This is a genomic window from uncultured Clostridium sp., from assembly GCF_934754925.1.
Lineage (GTDB): Bacteria > Bacillota > Clostridia > Clostridiales > Clostridiaceae > Clostridium.
The window spans coordinates 168,454-183,855 of record NZ_CAKVJA010000001.1 but is presented as its reverse complement, the minus strand read 5'-3'; the positions used below and the strand labels follow the sequence as shown (position 1 = coordinate 183,855).

At 26.2% G+C, this 15,402-nt stretch carries 15 protein-coding genes; 13 read left to right on the top strand and 2 right to left on the bottom strand.

The features are described 5' to 3' along the window. The first annotated feature begins 95 nt into the window (after window positions 1-95). The 3 genes from Q0G30_RS00860 (at window position 96) to Q0G30_RS00850 (ending at window position 2,989) form a co-directional block, all read left to right on the top strand. The gene (locus Q0G30_RS00860; protein WP_294385266.1) at window positions 96-911 is read left to right on the top strand and encodes a TerC/Alx family metal homeostasis membrane protein; all 816 of its coding nucleotides are present in this window, start codon (window positions 96-98) and stop codon (window positions 909-911) included. A gap of 125 nt (window positions 912-1,036) precedes the next feature. Beyond that, complete coding sequence (locus Q0G30_RS00855) at window positions 1,037-1,984, top strand: hypothetical protein (protein ID WP_294385263.1); 948 nt, start codon at window positions 1,037-1,039, stop codon at window positions 1,982-1,984. 87 nt (window positions 1,985-2,071) lie between these two features. Continuing rightward, the gene (locus Q0G30_RS00850) at window positions 2,072-2,989 is read left to right on the top strand and encodes an LD-carboxypeptidase (RefSeq protein WP_294385262.1); all 918 of its coding nucleotides are present in this window, start codon (window positions 2,072-2,074) and stop codon (window positions 2,987-2,989) included. Window positions 2,990-3,086: 97 nt separating this feature from the next. Here Q0G30_RS00850 and Q0G30_RS00845 read toward each other — a convergent pair whose 3' ends face one another. Next, the gene (locus Q0G30_RS00845) at window positions 3,087-4,043 is read right to left on the bottom strand and encodes an alpha/beta hydrolase (protein WP_294385259.1); all 957 of its coding nucleotides are present in this window, start codon (window positions 4,041-4,043) and stop codon (window positions 3,087-3,089) included. Window positions 4,044-4,232: 189 nt separating this feature from the next. On the opposite strand from Q0G30_RS00845, the gene pyrE reads away from it, so the two are divergent. Continuing rightward, window positions 4,233-4,904 carry an orotate phosphoribosyltransferase gene (gene pyrE, locus Q0G30_RS00840; protein WP_294385256.1) on the top strand — a complete coding sequence of 224 codons (672 nt, stop codon included), beginning with the start codon at window positions 4,233-4,235 and terminating at the stop codon, window positions 4,902-4,904. Between the two features lie 67 nt (window positions 4,905-4,971). Here the strand turns inward: pyrE and ilvA are convergent, their stop codons facing one another. Then, the gene (gene ilvA / locus Q0G30_RS00835) at window positions 4,972-6,171 is read right to left on the bottom strand and encodes a threonine ammonia-lyase (protein ID WP_294385253.1); all 1,200 of its coding nucleotides are present in this window, start codon (window positions 6,169-6,171) and stop codon (window positions 4,972-4,974) included. A gap of 251 nt (window positions 6,172-6,422) precedes the next feature. Between ilvA and Q0G30_RS00830 the strand changes: the two genes are divergently transcribed. From Q0G30_RS00830 to miaB, 9 genes are all read left to right on the top strand, one after another. Continuing rightward, on the top strand, window positions 6,423-7,163 hold the full coding sequence (locus Q0G30_RS00830) for a pseudouridine synthase (RefSeq protein WP_294385249.1): 741 nt from the start codon (window positions 6,423-6,425) through the stop codon (window positions 7,161-7,163). A 10-nt stretch (window positions 7,164-7,173) separates the two neighbouring features. Then, window positions 7,174-7,713, top strand: coding sequence for a class I SAM-dependent methyltransferase (locus Q0G30_RS00825; RefSeq protein WP_294385246.1), 540 nt, complete (start codon window positions 7,174-7,176; stop codon window positions 7,711-7,713). Window positions 7,714-7,827: 114 nt separating this feature from the next. After that, entirely contained in the window at window positions 7,828-8,724 is an 897-nt protein-coding gene (locus Q0G30_RS00820; RefSeq protein WP_294385243.1) for a MurR/RpiR family transcriptional regulator, read from the top strand. Between the two features lie 81 nt (window positions 8,725-8,805). Beyond that, complete coding sequence (locus Q0G30_RS00815; RefSeq protein WP_294385240.1) at window positions 8,806-10,020, top strand: NAD(P)/FAD-dependent oxidoreductase; 1,215 nt, start codon at window positions 8,806-8,808, stop codon at window positions 10,018-10,020. A 155-nt stretch (window positions 10,021-10,175) separates the two neighbouring features. Continuing rightward, window positions 10,176-10,838, top strand: coding sequence for a (d)CMP kinase (gene cmk / locus Q0G30_RS00810; RefSeq protein WP_294385533.1), 663 nt, complete (start codon window positions 10,176-10,178; stop codon window positions 10,836-10,838). Between the two features lie 44 nt (window positions 10,839-10,882). After that, window positions 10,883-11,728: a 4-hydroxy-3-methylbut-2-enyl diphosphate reductase gene (locus tag Q0G30_RS00805; protein WP_294385238.1), complete on the top strand. Its 846-nt coding sequence runs from the start codon at window positions 10,883-10,885 to the stop codon at window positions 11,726-11,728. Window positions 11,729-11,730: 2 nt separating this feature from the next. Then, window positions 11,731-12,789, top strand: coding sequence for a 30S ribosomal protein S1 (rpsA, locus tag Q0G30_RS00800; protein ID WP_294385236.1), 1,059 nt, complete (start codon window positions 11,731-11,733; stop codon window positions 12,787-12,789). 93 nt (window positions 12,790-12,882) lie between these two features. Next, a complete protein-coding gene (locus tag Q0G30_RS00795) occupies window positions 12,883-13,818 on the top strand; it encodes a GNAT family N-acetyltransferase (protein WP_294385234.1) in 936 nt (311 codons plus the stop codon). Window positions 13,819-14,019: 201 nt separating this feature from the next. Continuing rightward, a complete protein-coding gene (miaB, locus tag Q0G30_RS00790; RefSeq protein ID WP_294385232.1) occupies window positions 14,020-15,363 on the top strand; it encodes a tRNA (N6-isopentenyl adenosine(37)-C2)-methylthiotransferase MiaB in 1,344 nt (447 codons plus the stop codon). Window positions 15,364-15,402: the final 39 nt, after the last annotated feature.

Sequence of the window (15,402 nt, the reverse complement as noted above, 5' to 3'; positions counted from 1 at the left end):
TTAATCTTACTTTTTTTATTCTTTCTATTATAAATAAATTTATATATTAAATCATATAATTATTCTGTGAATTAATTTAATAAAGGAGAAGTATTTTGAGAGCAAGAAGTGCATTAAGAAATTTTGTAATGTGGGCAAGCCTTGCCTTTATAGTTAATGTATTTATTTATTTTATTTTCGGAGCAGATTATGGTCTTGAATTTTTAGGTGGATACATAATTGAATTAAGTTTGAGTGTAGATAATTTATTTTTATTTTTAATTATATTTACATCTTTTAATATTCCAATTTTATATCAAAAAAGGGTGCTTACTTATGGAATTATAGGGGCCGTAATATTAAGATTTATATTTATTTTTCTAGGTGTTGCTATAATTAGTAAATTTAATTGGCTTTTATATATTTTCGGACTTTTCTTAGTTTGTAGTGGACTAAAAATATTATTAAATAAAGAAGAAGAAACTGATTTTTCTAAAAGTAATGTTTTAAATCTTATGAAACATTTAATTCCGGTTACAAATGAATTACATCATGAAAAGTTCTTCATTAGAATTAATGGAGTATTACATGCCACTCCATTATTATTAATTTTAGTATTAATTGAAAGTTCTGATATTATATTTGCGTTAGATTCTATTCCAGCAATATTTTCAATTACAACTAATCCATATATAGTTTATACCTCCAACATATTTGCTATTTTAGGCCTAAGAAGCCTTTATTTTCTATTAGCAAAATTAAATAGCATGTTTAGTTATATAAAATATGGTGTTGCATTTATTCTAATATTTACAGGAATAAAACTATTTGTTGCATTCTGGGGAATTAATATATCAACAATAGTATCTTTATTAGTTATTGCTATTATTTTATTAAGCAGCGTTTTATTTTCATTAATAAGAAGTAATTAATTATTATATTTAGAATACTATATATAAGTCTCTTATATTTTAATATTATAGATAAAAAAAATAATAAACTTTATAATATAAATCATTATGATATTGTATAAAACTCTATAAGGAGGTAATATCTTTTGAGTGATGCTCTTGACTTACTTATTTATCTTGATGAGGCCTTAACTAAAAATTTAAACTCGTTAGTTATAGATGGATATATTGAAAAAAGAACCTCTAGATTTATAGAAGATAGAACCTTAAATGCAAAAACAGGAATTGAAGGAAGTAACCAACATTATGGAGAAGATAGATGTGTAAGAGATGAACGTGATGGATATAAAGGAAAAAACTTCACTGAAGCTGACACCGTAACAACAGTAAATAGAGATAATCAATCATTAGAAGGTAGAAGATTTGTTAGACGAGAAGAGGAGCTAACTCGAATATATACAACCTTCGAAATACATCAACAATTACTTGAAGGTTTAAACCAATCACACTTAATTAAAGAATTTAACAGTAGTAATTATTCAATATCTAATATAAATTCAGGTGATTATGTTAAATTAAGTGGTCAAATATCTAGTGAATCTATGGTATCTTATATAGATAGTTTATCTAACTTATTAGCTTGTATTGGAACAGATAATCTAAATTCATATTGTCAAACATTAAAAAGCACTAATAGTTCCTTTGTAAATTATGATACCATGTATAAACAAGTTAATTACTTACAATCACTTTTAACAACTAATAACAGTCAAGATATGATTGTTAAATGTGGAGATATGGATGTTGTATTAACTGTTAATAATAGTAATTTCATTAGTACTTATGCAAATATTTACGATAGTGCGGATTGTCCTTGTACAATAGTTGGAAAGGTTATTAGGAAGTGTAATTCTAATCAATACATTCATTTATTAAGAAAGTCAGGACAGGCTAACTTCTATGAAAATTTTTTAGGATGTTGTTCTCCTCTTATGAAAAATCTATCAAGCTCAGGTATTTATTTACCAGAACAACCTAGATTTAAGATTCCGGGAGAATCTTTACTTTTAATACCTATTAGTATGCTAATTTAAAATTGTAATAAAATAGTAGTTAATAGTCACTAATTATCACTTGTAAATAATATATTAAAGTATATAAATTATAAGAGGATGATAAAAATGATTAAACCAAAACCATTACACCAAGGTGATACTGTGGCCATAATATCTCCTGCAAGTCCTACTGATAAAAATTTAATTGATAAATGTGTAGATTCATTAAATACATTAGGATTAAAAGTGGTAGTAGGAGAGAGCTGTCTATCAGAACATGGATTTTTATCAGGCACTGATGATATAAGAGCAAAGGATATAAATTGTATGTTTGCAGATAAAAATATAAAAGGTATTTTTGCACTTCGTGGTGGATACGGTTGCGCTAGATTATTAAACCTTATAGATTTTAAATTAATCAAAAAAAACCCCAAAATTTTTGTTGGATATAGCGATATTACAGCTCTTCATATTGCTATAAATCAAAAAAGCAAGCTTGTGACATATCATGGTCCTATGATATCAACCGAGCTAATAAAAGGATTAGATGAATATACCGCTAGTTACTATAAAAAATTTATTTTTGGTAACGACAAAGTAGAAGAAATTTATAATCCAGAAGGATATAATCTTGAAAGTATTAATACTGGTATAAGTAGTGGTCAACTTATTGGTGGAAATTTATCATTAATTTGTTCTTCATTAGGAACAAAATATGAAATAAATACGAAAAATAAGATATTATTTTTAGAAGAGGTAGAAGAACCACCTTATAAAATAGATAGAATGCTCACTCAATTAAAGCAATCTGGAAAATTAAAAGATGTAAACGGAATAGTTTTAGGGACCTTTACTAATTGTATCGCTCCAAATACGAAAAAAAGTTTATCTTTACAAGATGTTTTTAATGAAATTATTTTACCATTAAATAAACCAACCTTAAGTAACTTAGCTTGTGGACACTGTCTTCCAACTTTAACCCTACCTTTAGGTTCAAAAGTACTTCTTGATGCTAATACTAAAAAAATTAAAATACTTGAATAATGTTATTGAGAACATAAAAGAGAAAATATTAATTATATATCATATATAATTAATATTTTCTCTTTTACTTTAATAAATTATAATCTAGTATTAAAATTTAATTAGTTTTACTTAATATGTAATCCACTATTTTCATATATAAATTTAAAGCTTCTGTATTTGATAAGTTTTCTAGATAGTGAGTACAACTTTGCAATGTGTATAATTCAAAATTATTATTATATTCTAATGCAGTTTCATATAATTCTACAGAACTTTCATATGGTACAATATTATCCTTTAAACTATGAATTATAAGTGTATCCGGTAAATCTTCTCTTACATATTCAATAGGACTAAACTTTTTAGATAATTGCTCTATATCATTATCAGAAAACTTTTCAACAACCTCTTCTGGACCAACTGATAAATTTACTTCACTTAATCTAGTTGGACCAAATAAATCAATTATGTACTTTACTTTAGATGAATATGACTTTAAAGATTGATCTCCTATAAACTCATTATCTCGTGAAAAAGTAGCCATCATTGAAAGTTGAGCACCTGCAGATGGACCTATAATACCTATATTATTTACATCAAAATTATACTTATCCTTATTCTTATATACCCATCTAATTGTATCTTTAACATCTGATATTTGATCTTCTAAAATAACTTCATCATCCATTAATTCATATGATGTACTAATTATTGCATACCCTTCATCTTTAAGTAAATTAATAATAGATTCTATAGCGGAGGGGATTACTTTGTCCCCGTACATCCATCCATTACCAAATACATATATAATTACTGGTGTTGCTTCCTTAGCTTCTCTATTTGTATAAATATCTAATTTAATTTCTTTGTTACCTCTTTTTTTATATACAATATCTTTATAGGTAATATCTTTAATTGGTTCATTATAAAAATTACTTGATATAGTAGGTAAACTATTACTTAATTTTATAATTTCAAATAAAAATTTTAATCTCTTTACTTGAGTAACTGAAATAATAACTATTATTAAAATAATAGCTATGCTAAATAATTTTTTTTTATTTTTTCTCATATCTACCTCCTAAAAAATAAGATACCCCTATATCTTATATCCCTTAGATTTCACATTTTAATTATTGACATCTTCAAAATATACTAACCATAAATATAAATTTTATTTATTTTAAATATTTATTGGCTTTTTTTACGAATAATGTTACAATGTTTAAGAAAAATATACATATTAGAGGAGTTGTTTTCTATGCAAAAATACAAACAAGAATTTATAGAATTTATGGTAAGAAGTAATGTTTTAAGATTTGGAGAATTTGTTACAAAAAGCGGACGTCAAACGCCATTCTTTATTAATACAGGAAACTATACTACAGGAGAACAACTTGAAAAATTAGGCGAATTTTATGCTAAAACTATTAATGAACATATTGGTTCTGATGTAGATGTATTATTCGGACCTGCTTATAAGGGAATTCCTTTAACTGTTACTACAGCTATAGCTATGAATAAATTATATGGAGCAAATGTTGAATATTGTTCAAATAGAAAAGAAGTTAAAGACCATGGTGAAGGTGGAATTTTACTTGGTGCTAAACTAGACAGTAGCAAAAGAGTAGTTATAGTTGAAGATGTTATGACTGCAGGAACTTCAATTTATGAAACAGCTCCAATATTAAAAGTTCAGGGGGACGTAGAAATTGCTGGCTTAGTTATATCTGTTGATAGAATGGAAAAGGGTAAGGGAGAACAGTCAGCTCAATCTGAGATCAAAGAAGCATTTGGAATTACAACTTATCCTATAGTTACAATGGCTGAAGTTGTTGAATATTTATATAATAGAGAAATTGATGGAACTGTATATATTGATGATAAGATAAAAGCTGCTATAGCTGAATATTATAAAAAATACGGAGTTTAGAATTTAAACATAAAAAATATAAGTCTTTACTTTTAAAGTAAAGACTTATATTTTTTAACTTTATATATTAATACATAACCTTAATAGAATATTTTTCTCTTTCAAATGAATTAATAATTTTCTCAATATGCTCATGGCCATTAGTTTCTACAGTAACTTCTAATAATACATTGTGTATCCTATTGATAGCTTTAAATTGATTATGTTCAAGCTTTACCACATTTGCACTTTCTTTTGCTAAAATTTCAGATATTTTTAATAACTCTCCTGGTACATTTTTAAGCTCTACCGAGAAACAGAATAGTCTACCTTTTGAAACAAGACCATTATTTATTAATGTTGATATTGTTAGCATATCAATATTTCCACCACTTAGTATGCAACATACTTTTTTATTTTTTGCTTTTAATTTCTTTAATGCAGCTAAAGTTACAACACCAGAAGCTTCAGCTACTAATTTATGCTTTTCAACTAATAAAAGAAATGAATCTACAATATCACTTTCTGAAACTATTATAATTTCATCTACATATTCTCTAACAATTTCAAAAGTAGTACTGCCAGGTGTTTTTACCGAAATACCATCAGCAATTGTATTAACACTATCTAATGTGCAAATTTTATCTTTTTCTATACTTAATGCCATTGAAGGTGCTCCTTCAGCTTGTACACCAATTATTTTTATATTTGGATTTAAGGATTTAGCAGCAATACTTATACCTGATATTAAACCACCCCCACCTATTGGAACAAGTATATAATCTAAATCATTAATTTCTTCAAATATTTCCAGTGCAATTGTACCTTGTCCATAAATTACATCCATATCATTAAAAGGATGTATAAAAACCTTACCTTCCTCTTCTTCAATAGTTTTTGCTTTAATAAAAGCATCATCATAACACTTTCCATGAAGTATTATATTACCACCATAATTTTTAGTTGATTCAACTTTTAAGTATGGAGTAGTTTTCGGCATTACTATACTAGATTTTACATCCATTAATGATGCTGCATAAGCAACTCCTTGAGCATGGTTTCCTGCAGATGAACAGATAACACCTTTAGATTTTTCCTCTTCAGTTAAAGATATAATTTTATTTAAAGCACCTCTAATTTTATACGCCCCTGTTAATTGAAGATTCTCACACTTCATATATACATCATTATTACTACTTTTACTAAATACATTACTATATAATAATGGCGTTTTAGTAACTACATCTTTTATATTTTCTCTTGCTTCTTTAATTTTTTCCAAACACATAATATAGCCTCCCTTTTCATATGTAACAACAATTGTTTTTTCTAATATATATATATTATCACAGAAATATACAATTTTTGAATAAAAATTAACAATTTATACATTATATATAAAAACAAGTAACTTTTATTATTTATAAATATTAACTTACATTATTTCATTTTAATAATATAAACCTATAAATATTTAGTTGTATTAATTAACTATAAAATATATAATTACTTTGAATATTAAGAGACGGAGTGAATAAAATGGAAGAAAGATTACAAAAGTACATGGCTAGATGTGGTATCGCTTCAAGAAGAAAATGCGAAGAAATAATTTTAGATGGAAAAATTAAAGTAAATGGTACAGTCATAACAGAAGTCGGAACTAAAATTAATCCTGAAAAAGATATTGTTGAATATAATAATAAAATCATAAAGGTAGAAGAGAAAAAAGTTTACATAATGCTTAATAAACCAGAAGGATATATAACTTCTGTTAAAGATGAAAAGGGTAGAAAAACAGTTTTAGATATAGTTAATGTTGAAGAAAGAATATATCCTATAGGTAGATTAGACTACGATAGTTCAGGATTATTAATATTAACAAATGATGGTAGTATTTATAATAATATAATACATCCTAGAGTATCTATAAAGAAAAATTATATTGCTGTATGTAGAGGGAAATTTAGTGAAAATGATATTAAGCGTTTTAAAAAAGGGATAGATATTGGTGGTTATGTTACTGCTGAAGCAGATATTGAAATAATATCTGAAGAAAAGAGATTTAATAAGAAAAAAAATTGCGATGAGATTTTATCAACTGTTGAAATTTCAATACACGAAGGTAAAAATAGACAAATAAGAAGAATGTGTTCTTCTTTAAATCATGAAGTTATAAGTCTTAAAAGAGTTTCAATAGGAAATATAAAATTAGGTTATCTAAAAAAAGGTGAATGGAGACCTTTAACTGATAGAGAATTAAATTATATTAGAGGTTTGTAGAGGTTAGAGTATGTTTAAATATGTTTCAGATGTCAGTATATTAGCACACAATATTATTAATGAGTATGTAGAAAATAAAAATGTGGCTGTTGATGCTACACTAGGAAATGGATATGACTGTGACTTTTTATCTTCATGCTTTAAAAAAGTGTATGCTTTTGAAATTCAAAAAGAAGCTTGTGAAAAATACGTAGATAAAAATAATAACGTAATAATAATAAATGAATCTCATCATAAAATAGATGAATTTATTAATGAAGAAATTGATTGTATATGTTATAACCTTGGATATTTACCAGGTGGTAATAAGAATATAACAACATTAGCAGAAACTAGTCTTAAAAGTATACAACTTTCTTTAAATTTATTATCTAGTAATGGAATAATGGCCATAGCTATTTATAGAGGTCATAATGAAGGTAAAGAAGAAGAAAATTGCATTCTTCAATATTTAAGAAACTTACCTAAAAATAAGTTTGGAGTTATGATACATGAATGCATAAACAGATCTAACACATCTCCATTACTAGTAATAGTAGAGAAAAAATAGTTTTTGTTTGAATTATTATTTGTAAGTCTTGCAATTTTTAATATACGAACATTGATTAAATTTATAAATAATGCTAAAATAATTGAAGTTAATTAAATTAGGAGCGTACAATAAATGGAACGAAGTATTAATGATGAATCAAGGGATTTAATGAAGTTAATTCAAATGAGATTTCCTAGGTTAAGTAAGGGGCAAAAATTAATTGCTGAATACATATTAAAAAATTATGATAAAGCAGCATTTATGACAGCTGCTAAACTTGGTACCTCAGTTGGAGTATCAGAGTCAACTGTAGTAAGGTTTGCAATAGAATTAGGCTTTTCAGGATATCCTAAGCTTCAAAAATCTCTTCAAGAGTTAATAAAAAATAAATTAACAACAGTACAAAGATTAGAGTTATCTAGTGACTATATAACTGAAGGTCATGCTTTAAAAGGTGTTTTAAAAGCAGATATGGAAAATATTCGATCTACAATGGAAAAAATCGATTATAATACATTTGAAGATGTTGTTAATAATATTTTTACTGCTAAGAGAATTTATATAATAGGTCTTAGAAGTTCAATGGCATTAGCTGAATTTTTAGGTTTCTACTTAAATATTATTTTACAGAATGTAAAAACTGTTGGTTATGGTATCTCTGATATATTTGAACAAATGATAAATGTTGGTGAAGGTGATTTAGTAATAGGAATTGGTTTTCCTCGTTATGCTAGTAGAACCATAGATGCTTTAGCATTTGCTCAAGATAGAGGTGCAACAGTTGTAGCTGTAACAGATAGCTTTTTATCTCCATTAGCAACGAGAGCTGATTATGCATTAATTGCACAAAGTAATATGGCCTCTTTTGTTGACTCTTTAGTGGCACCATTATCGGTAATAAATGCTTTAATAATAGCTGTTGGAATGAGAGAAAAAGAAAACATTTCTTCTACATTTAATAGTCTTGAAGAAATATGGCAAGAATATAATGTCTACTCCTATAATAATAGAAATGTCGGGGATGATTAAGATATTTTATTCTAAAAGAGGAGGAATTAACAAATGTTAATTCCTTTAGTTATTATAAATAAAATTTTAGGAGGATTTTAAATGGCAAAAGTAATTGTAATAGGCGCTGGCCCTGCAGGAATAATGGCCGCAATCACTGCCTCTAAAAATCATGAAGTTATTCTTTTAGACGGAAATGATAGAGTTGGTAAAAAACTTTTTATAACAGGCAAAGGTAGATGTAATGTTACAAATGCCAAAGATATAAGTGAATTTTTTGATTATATTTATGGAAATCCTCATTTCCTATATAGCTCACTTTACTCATTTACAAATGAAGATACTATACACTTCTTTGAAAACCAAGGAATTAAATTAAAAACAGAACGTGGCGGAAGAATATTTCCATCATCTGACAAATCATCTGATATTATAAAAGGCCTTTCTAATGGATTAAAGGAGAATAATGTTCAAGTTAAACTTAATTCTAAGGTAACTAATATTTTATCTAAAAATGACAGAATATTAGGGGTTGAAATAAACAATTCTCAAAAAATAATAGGGGATCATTTTATTATAGCTACTGGTGGAGCATCTTATCCACTTACAGGCTCTAAAGGTGATGGATATGACTTTGCAAAAAAACTTGGACATAGCATAATTGATTTAAAACCTTCATTGGTGCCTATTGAATTAAATGAAAAATGGCTGAAAGAATTAATGGGATTATCTTTAAAAAATATTTCATTAAGTATTTTAAAAAACAATAAAGTTTTATATAAAGAGCAGGGGGAAATGCTATTTACAAGTTATGGAATATCAGGTCCATTAGTCTTAAAAGGTTCAAGATTTATAAAAAATGATTCAAGTTATACAGCATTACTTGATTTAAAGCCAGCATTAGAAATTAATGAACTTGATAAAAGAATTCAAAAGGACTTTTTAAAGTATCAAAATAAAGAGTTTAAGAATTCTTTAAATGACTTATTACCTCAAAAACTAATTCCTTTAATAATTAGACTAAGTGGAATTCCAGCGGATAAAAAAGTAAATGTTATAACTAAAGATGAAAGAAAAAATCTTGTATATATAATTAAAAATATAAAAATGAACATTAAGGGATTAAGGCCTATAGAAGAGGCAATAGTAACAGCCGGTGGAGTTAATACATTAGAAATTGATCCATCTACTATGAAATCTAAATTAATTTCAAATTTATCATTTGCAGGTGAAGTTATAGACGTAGATGCATTTACTGGTGGTTATAACGTACAAATAGCGCTATCCACTGGATATATTGCTGGAAATAATATTTAATAAAAATATTTATAGAATGAAATTTCGTTATTAGGAGCTAAAGAAAGAATTTATTTTACAATATAGGTAGTTTTCTTTAACGATTGTTATATTTAAAATTTAATTATATAATTAATAAGAACATAAGATAGAGGTTTTATTTGAAAGGTGGAAAAATTATTATGAGAATATCAGTAGCAATAGATGGACCAGCTGGTGCGGGGAAAAGTACAATAGCTAAGCTAGTAGGTAAAAAATTTGATTTAATGTATATAAATACTGGAGCAATGTATAGAGCTGTGGCTTTATTAGCTAAAAGAAATGATATTGATACTACTAATATTACTGCATTAATGTCTATGATAGATAACATGGAAATGCATTTTGAAAATGATGATTTAATATTAGATGGAGTTAACATTCAAAATGAAATAACAATGCCAGAGATAAGTGCAATAGTTTCTAACTATGCTTCTATTCCTGAAGTAAGAAGTAAGCTTGTTTCTCTACAAAGAAAAATGTCAGAAAAATATAACGTAATTATGGATGGTAGAGATATCGGAACAGTTGTATTAAAAAATTCTAAATTTAAGTTTTTCCTAACTGCATCACCTGAAGAAAGAGCAAGAAGAAGGTATACAGAACTTCTAAATAGAGGCTTAGATGTTAATTATGATAAACTTTTAGAAGATATAATTAAAAGAGATTACATTGATAGTACTCGTGAAGTTGATCCATTAAGAAAAGCGGACGATGCTATAGAAATCGATAGTTCTAATTACAATATTGATGAAGTTACTGAAATAATTTGTAATTTTATAGAAAATGCTTTACAATAGATTAAGAGATATCATTTAAAAACTAAAGATATAGGAGAAAATTTATGAAAGTATTATTAGCTGAAAATGCTGGTTTTTGTTTTGGAGTTAAAAGAGCAGTAGATGAAGCAATAAAAACTCAAAAACAATTTAATAAAAGAATATATACATTAGGCCCATTAATACATAATGGTGATGTAGTAAAATACTTAGAAGAAAATAATATATATGCAATAGACCTAAATAATATAGACAATCTATGTAAAGGAGATGTTATCTTAATAAGATCTCATGGTGTATCAAAAAAAACATTTGATGATTTAAATGAAAAAGGGTTAATTGTTATAAATGCAACATGTCCGTTTGTAACTAATATCCAACAAAAAGTTAATAAATTCTCTAATGAAGGATATAAAATTGTTATTCTTGGTGATGAAAAACATCCTGAGGTTGTTGGTATTAATGGTTGGTGCAATAACGATGCTATAATTACTAATGATGGTAGCTTTAAAGAACATCTTCCAAATAAGGTCTGTGTAGTTTCTCAAACTACAGAAAAAGAAGAAAATTGGGATAAAACAATGGATAATTTATCCAAGGAATCTATTGAAGAATTAAAATCCTTTAATACAATTTGTGCAGCAACTGAAGAAAGACAAAAAAGCGTATATGACTTATCTAAAAATGTTGATTTCATGATTGTTATAGGCGGAAAACATAGTTCAAATACAACTAAACTATATCAAATAGCTAAGGAAAATTGTAAAAATACAATTCATATTGAGAATGCTAGCGAATTGCCTAAGGATTTATTAGAAAATAAGAATATTAAAAATATCGGTATAACAGCTGGAGCTTCAACTCCAGATTGGATTATAAAGGAAGTAGTCAAAATTATGGAGGGATTATAAAAATGGAAGAACAATTATTATTAATGAATGAAATGGACAGAAGATTTAAAATTGGTGATGAAATTGAAGGAGAAATACTTTCAATAAAAGATGGTCAATTACAAATATCATTAGTTGGATATAAGTCTGATGGAGTAATTCCTTTTAAAGAATTAGCATCTGAAGATAGACTTAATTCAGTATTATCAACTTTAAAAGTTGGAGATACAATAAAAGCTAAAGTAATAAAATTAAAGAATGAAGATAATTATGTAGTTTTATCTAGATTAGAATATGAAAAAGAAGAAACATTAGCTAAATTAGAAGAGTTATTCAATAATAAATCTGAATTTGATGTTATTGTTAAAGATGCTAAAGAGAAAGGATTAGTAGCCTACTATAATGGTGTTAGAATTTTCATCCCTGCGTCTCAAATAGATACAAAGTATGTTGAAAATAAGGAGAACTTAGTTGGAACTACTTTAACTGTAAGATTAATTGATTTTTCAAGAGATAATCTTTCAAAAATAGTTGCATCAAGAAGAATAATATTAGAAGAAGCTAAAGCTGCAAAAGAGAAATTAGCTTGGGATTCATTACATGAAGGTGATATCGTAAAAGCTGAAATCAAAAGATTTACTAAATTTGGTGCTTTTGCAGAAATTAATGGAATAGATGGTTTAATACACTTATCTCAACTTTCATGGAGACATGTTAATTCTTGTGAAGAAATATTAAAAATTGGTCAAATAGTTGATGTTAAGATTTTAAGCTTAGATAAAGAACAAAAGAAATTATCTTTAAGTATAAAAGCCTTAACTCCAGAACCATGGAGCGTAGTAGATGAAAAATATGCTATTAATTCAGCTGTTTTAGGTAAAGTAGTTAGAATCAATGATTTTGGTGCTTTTGTAGAATTAGAACCTGGAATAGATGGTTTAGTTCATATTTCTAAAATAAGCCATGATCACATTAAACATCCTTCTGAAGTATTAAAAATAGATGAAGAAGTTAAATGTATAATTTTAAGTATAGATAAAGAAAATAAAAGAATTGCCTTAAGTATAAAAGATGCGCAATAAATTTTAGAAATAAAAAAAAAAGATTACACATATATATAAGTGTAATCTTTTTATATATTAAGGGTTATGAGAAAATTAGAATAGGGGTTAAGTATGGTATTTTTAGAAAGGTTGTCTAGTAATAATTTTGAGAATTTTAAAACTTTAAATTTAGAGAGATTCAGTAAAGAAAACTATGATAAAAACTTTTTTGAATACTATGAAAATGAAAAGTTTTTTTTAAAAATTTTTTTAAAAAAGTTTGTTAAGCTATTTACTTATAATAAAACTGTTATAGGATATATCTGGTATGAGGTTCCAGTAGATATTCCTGTTCGAGTATGGTCTTTATATGTTAAACAAGAATATTTAGATTTATTATCTCCTAATATTTTAAATAGCTTTAATAATACTGTTCTCTCTTATGAAACTTGTGATGACACATGTAATAATAAAATGCTTTCAAAACTAGGCTTTAAAAAAGTAAAACCTTCAATTTTGATGAGTATAAATTTAAAAAATTATAATAAAGAACAACAAACAAATAATCTAATATGTTCATTAAAAGATAATAATGACTTATTAAAGAAAATAAATATGTTATATAATTCTAACATAAATGAAGTTAAAATATCTATAGAAAAGGTTGTTTTAAAAAAGGATGAAGAGCTTCGATGTAAATTACAAAATTCTATTTTTTCTGCTTCTACTAGAGTTCCATTAGAGATTGAGGATATAAAAAATGATATAGAACAAGATTATTATATTGAAGATTTATCACTCTTTCTTAAAGTGAATGATGTAGCTATTGGATATGGTCAAATAATTTATAATAGAGATATGTATACTGTGGTTAATTTTGGAATAATAAAAGAATTCAGAAATTATGGTTTTGGTAAAATCTTATTAAATAATTTAATTCAAAAAGCTAAAAATATGAATATTAATGAATTATTTATAAGAGTTGAAGAGACTAATTATGGTGCATTAAAATTATATAATTGGATAGGATTTACTCCCCAATCTATAATTAATAGATGGGAAAGATAAACTTATTTTAATTTTTTTTACTTATCTTTCTTTACACATATTAAAGTTTTTATAAGTGATAGTTAAAGCTATCCTTATTTTTTTACAAAAAAAGATATTAAAGAAAAAAATACTAAGTGGTTTAGTATTTATTTTTTACAAAATATTATGTTATAATACATTAAGAATTGAATATATAAGTAACAATGGAGGAAATTTTTTATGGTTAACGAAACAAATAATGGATTATTAAAATATTATATAGAAACTTGGGGATGCCAAATGAATGAAGAGGATTCAGAAAAACTTTCAGGTATGCTTAAAAGACTTGGATATACAAGAACAGAAGATAAAAATGAAGCTGGAATAATATTATATAATACTTGTTGTGTTAGAGAAAATGCTGAAAATAAAGTATTTGGTAACTTAGGTCAATTAAAAAAATTAAAAGAAAAAAATCCAGATTTAATAATTGGTATATGTGGATGCATGATGCAACAAGACGGTATGGCTGATAAAATATTAAAACAATTCCCATATGTTAATATTATCTTTGGAACTCATAATGCATATAAATTCCCTGAATACTTAAATAGAGTAAGAACAGAAGGAGTTCAAATAAAAGAAATATTTAATAAGGAAGAAGAAATTGTTGAAGGACTACCAATAGATAGACAAAGTGATGTAAAAGCATTTGTAACTATCATGTATGGATGTAATAATTTCTGTACTTATTGTATAGTACCATTTGTAAGAGGTAGAGAAAGATCAAGAAAACCTGAAGATATTATAAATGAAATAAAGGATTTAGTTTCAAAGGGATATAAAGAAGTTACTTTACTAGGTCAAAATGTTAACTCTTACGGAAAAGGACTTGAAAATGAAGTTTCATTTGCAGAGCTTTTAAGAATGATAAATGAAATTGATGGTTTAGAAAGAGTTAGATTTATGACATCTCATCCAAAAGATTTAAATGATGATGTTATTAAAGCTATTAAAGAATGTGGTAAACTATGTGAACAAATCCACTTACCTGTACAAAGTGGTTCTGATAGAATCTTAAAGAAAATGAATAGACATTATACAAGAGAATACTATATGTCTTTAGTAAATAAAATTAAACAAGAAATACCTGATGTTGCTATAACAACAGATATAATTGTTGGGTTCCCAGGTGAAACTGAAGAAGACTTCTTAGATACACTAAACTTAGTAAAAGAAGTAGAATATGATTCAGCCTTTACTTTTATCTATTCTAGAAGAAATAATACACCTGCTGATATGATGTTAAATCAAGTTTCTGAAGAAGATAAACATCACAGATTCAATAGATTAGTTGAAGCCGTAAATAATGGTGTTATAGCTAAGAATAAAGCTTATGACGGTAAAGTTGTTGAAGTATTAGTTGAAGGTACTAGTAAAAATGATGAAAGTAAACTTTCAGGTAGAACTAGAAATGGTAGACTAGTTAACTTCTCTGGAGAAGATGTAAAAGTTGGTGATATAGTAAATGTTAAAATTACTAAGGCACAAAACTTCTCTTTAATTGGTGAAGCTGTAAAATAATTTTTTAGGAGCTATCGCATTAAATAATTAGTGCGAGGC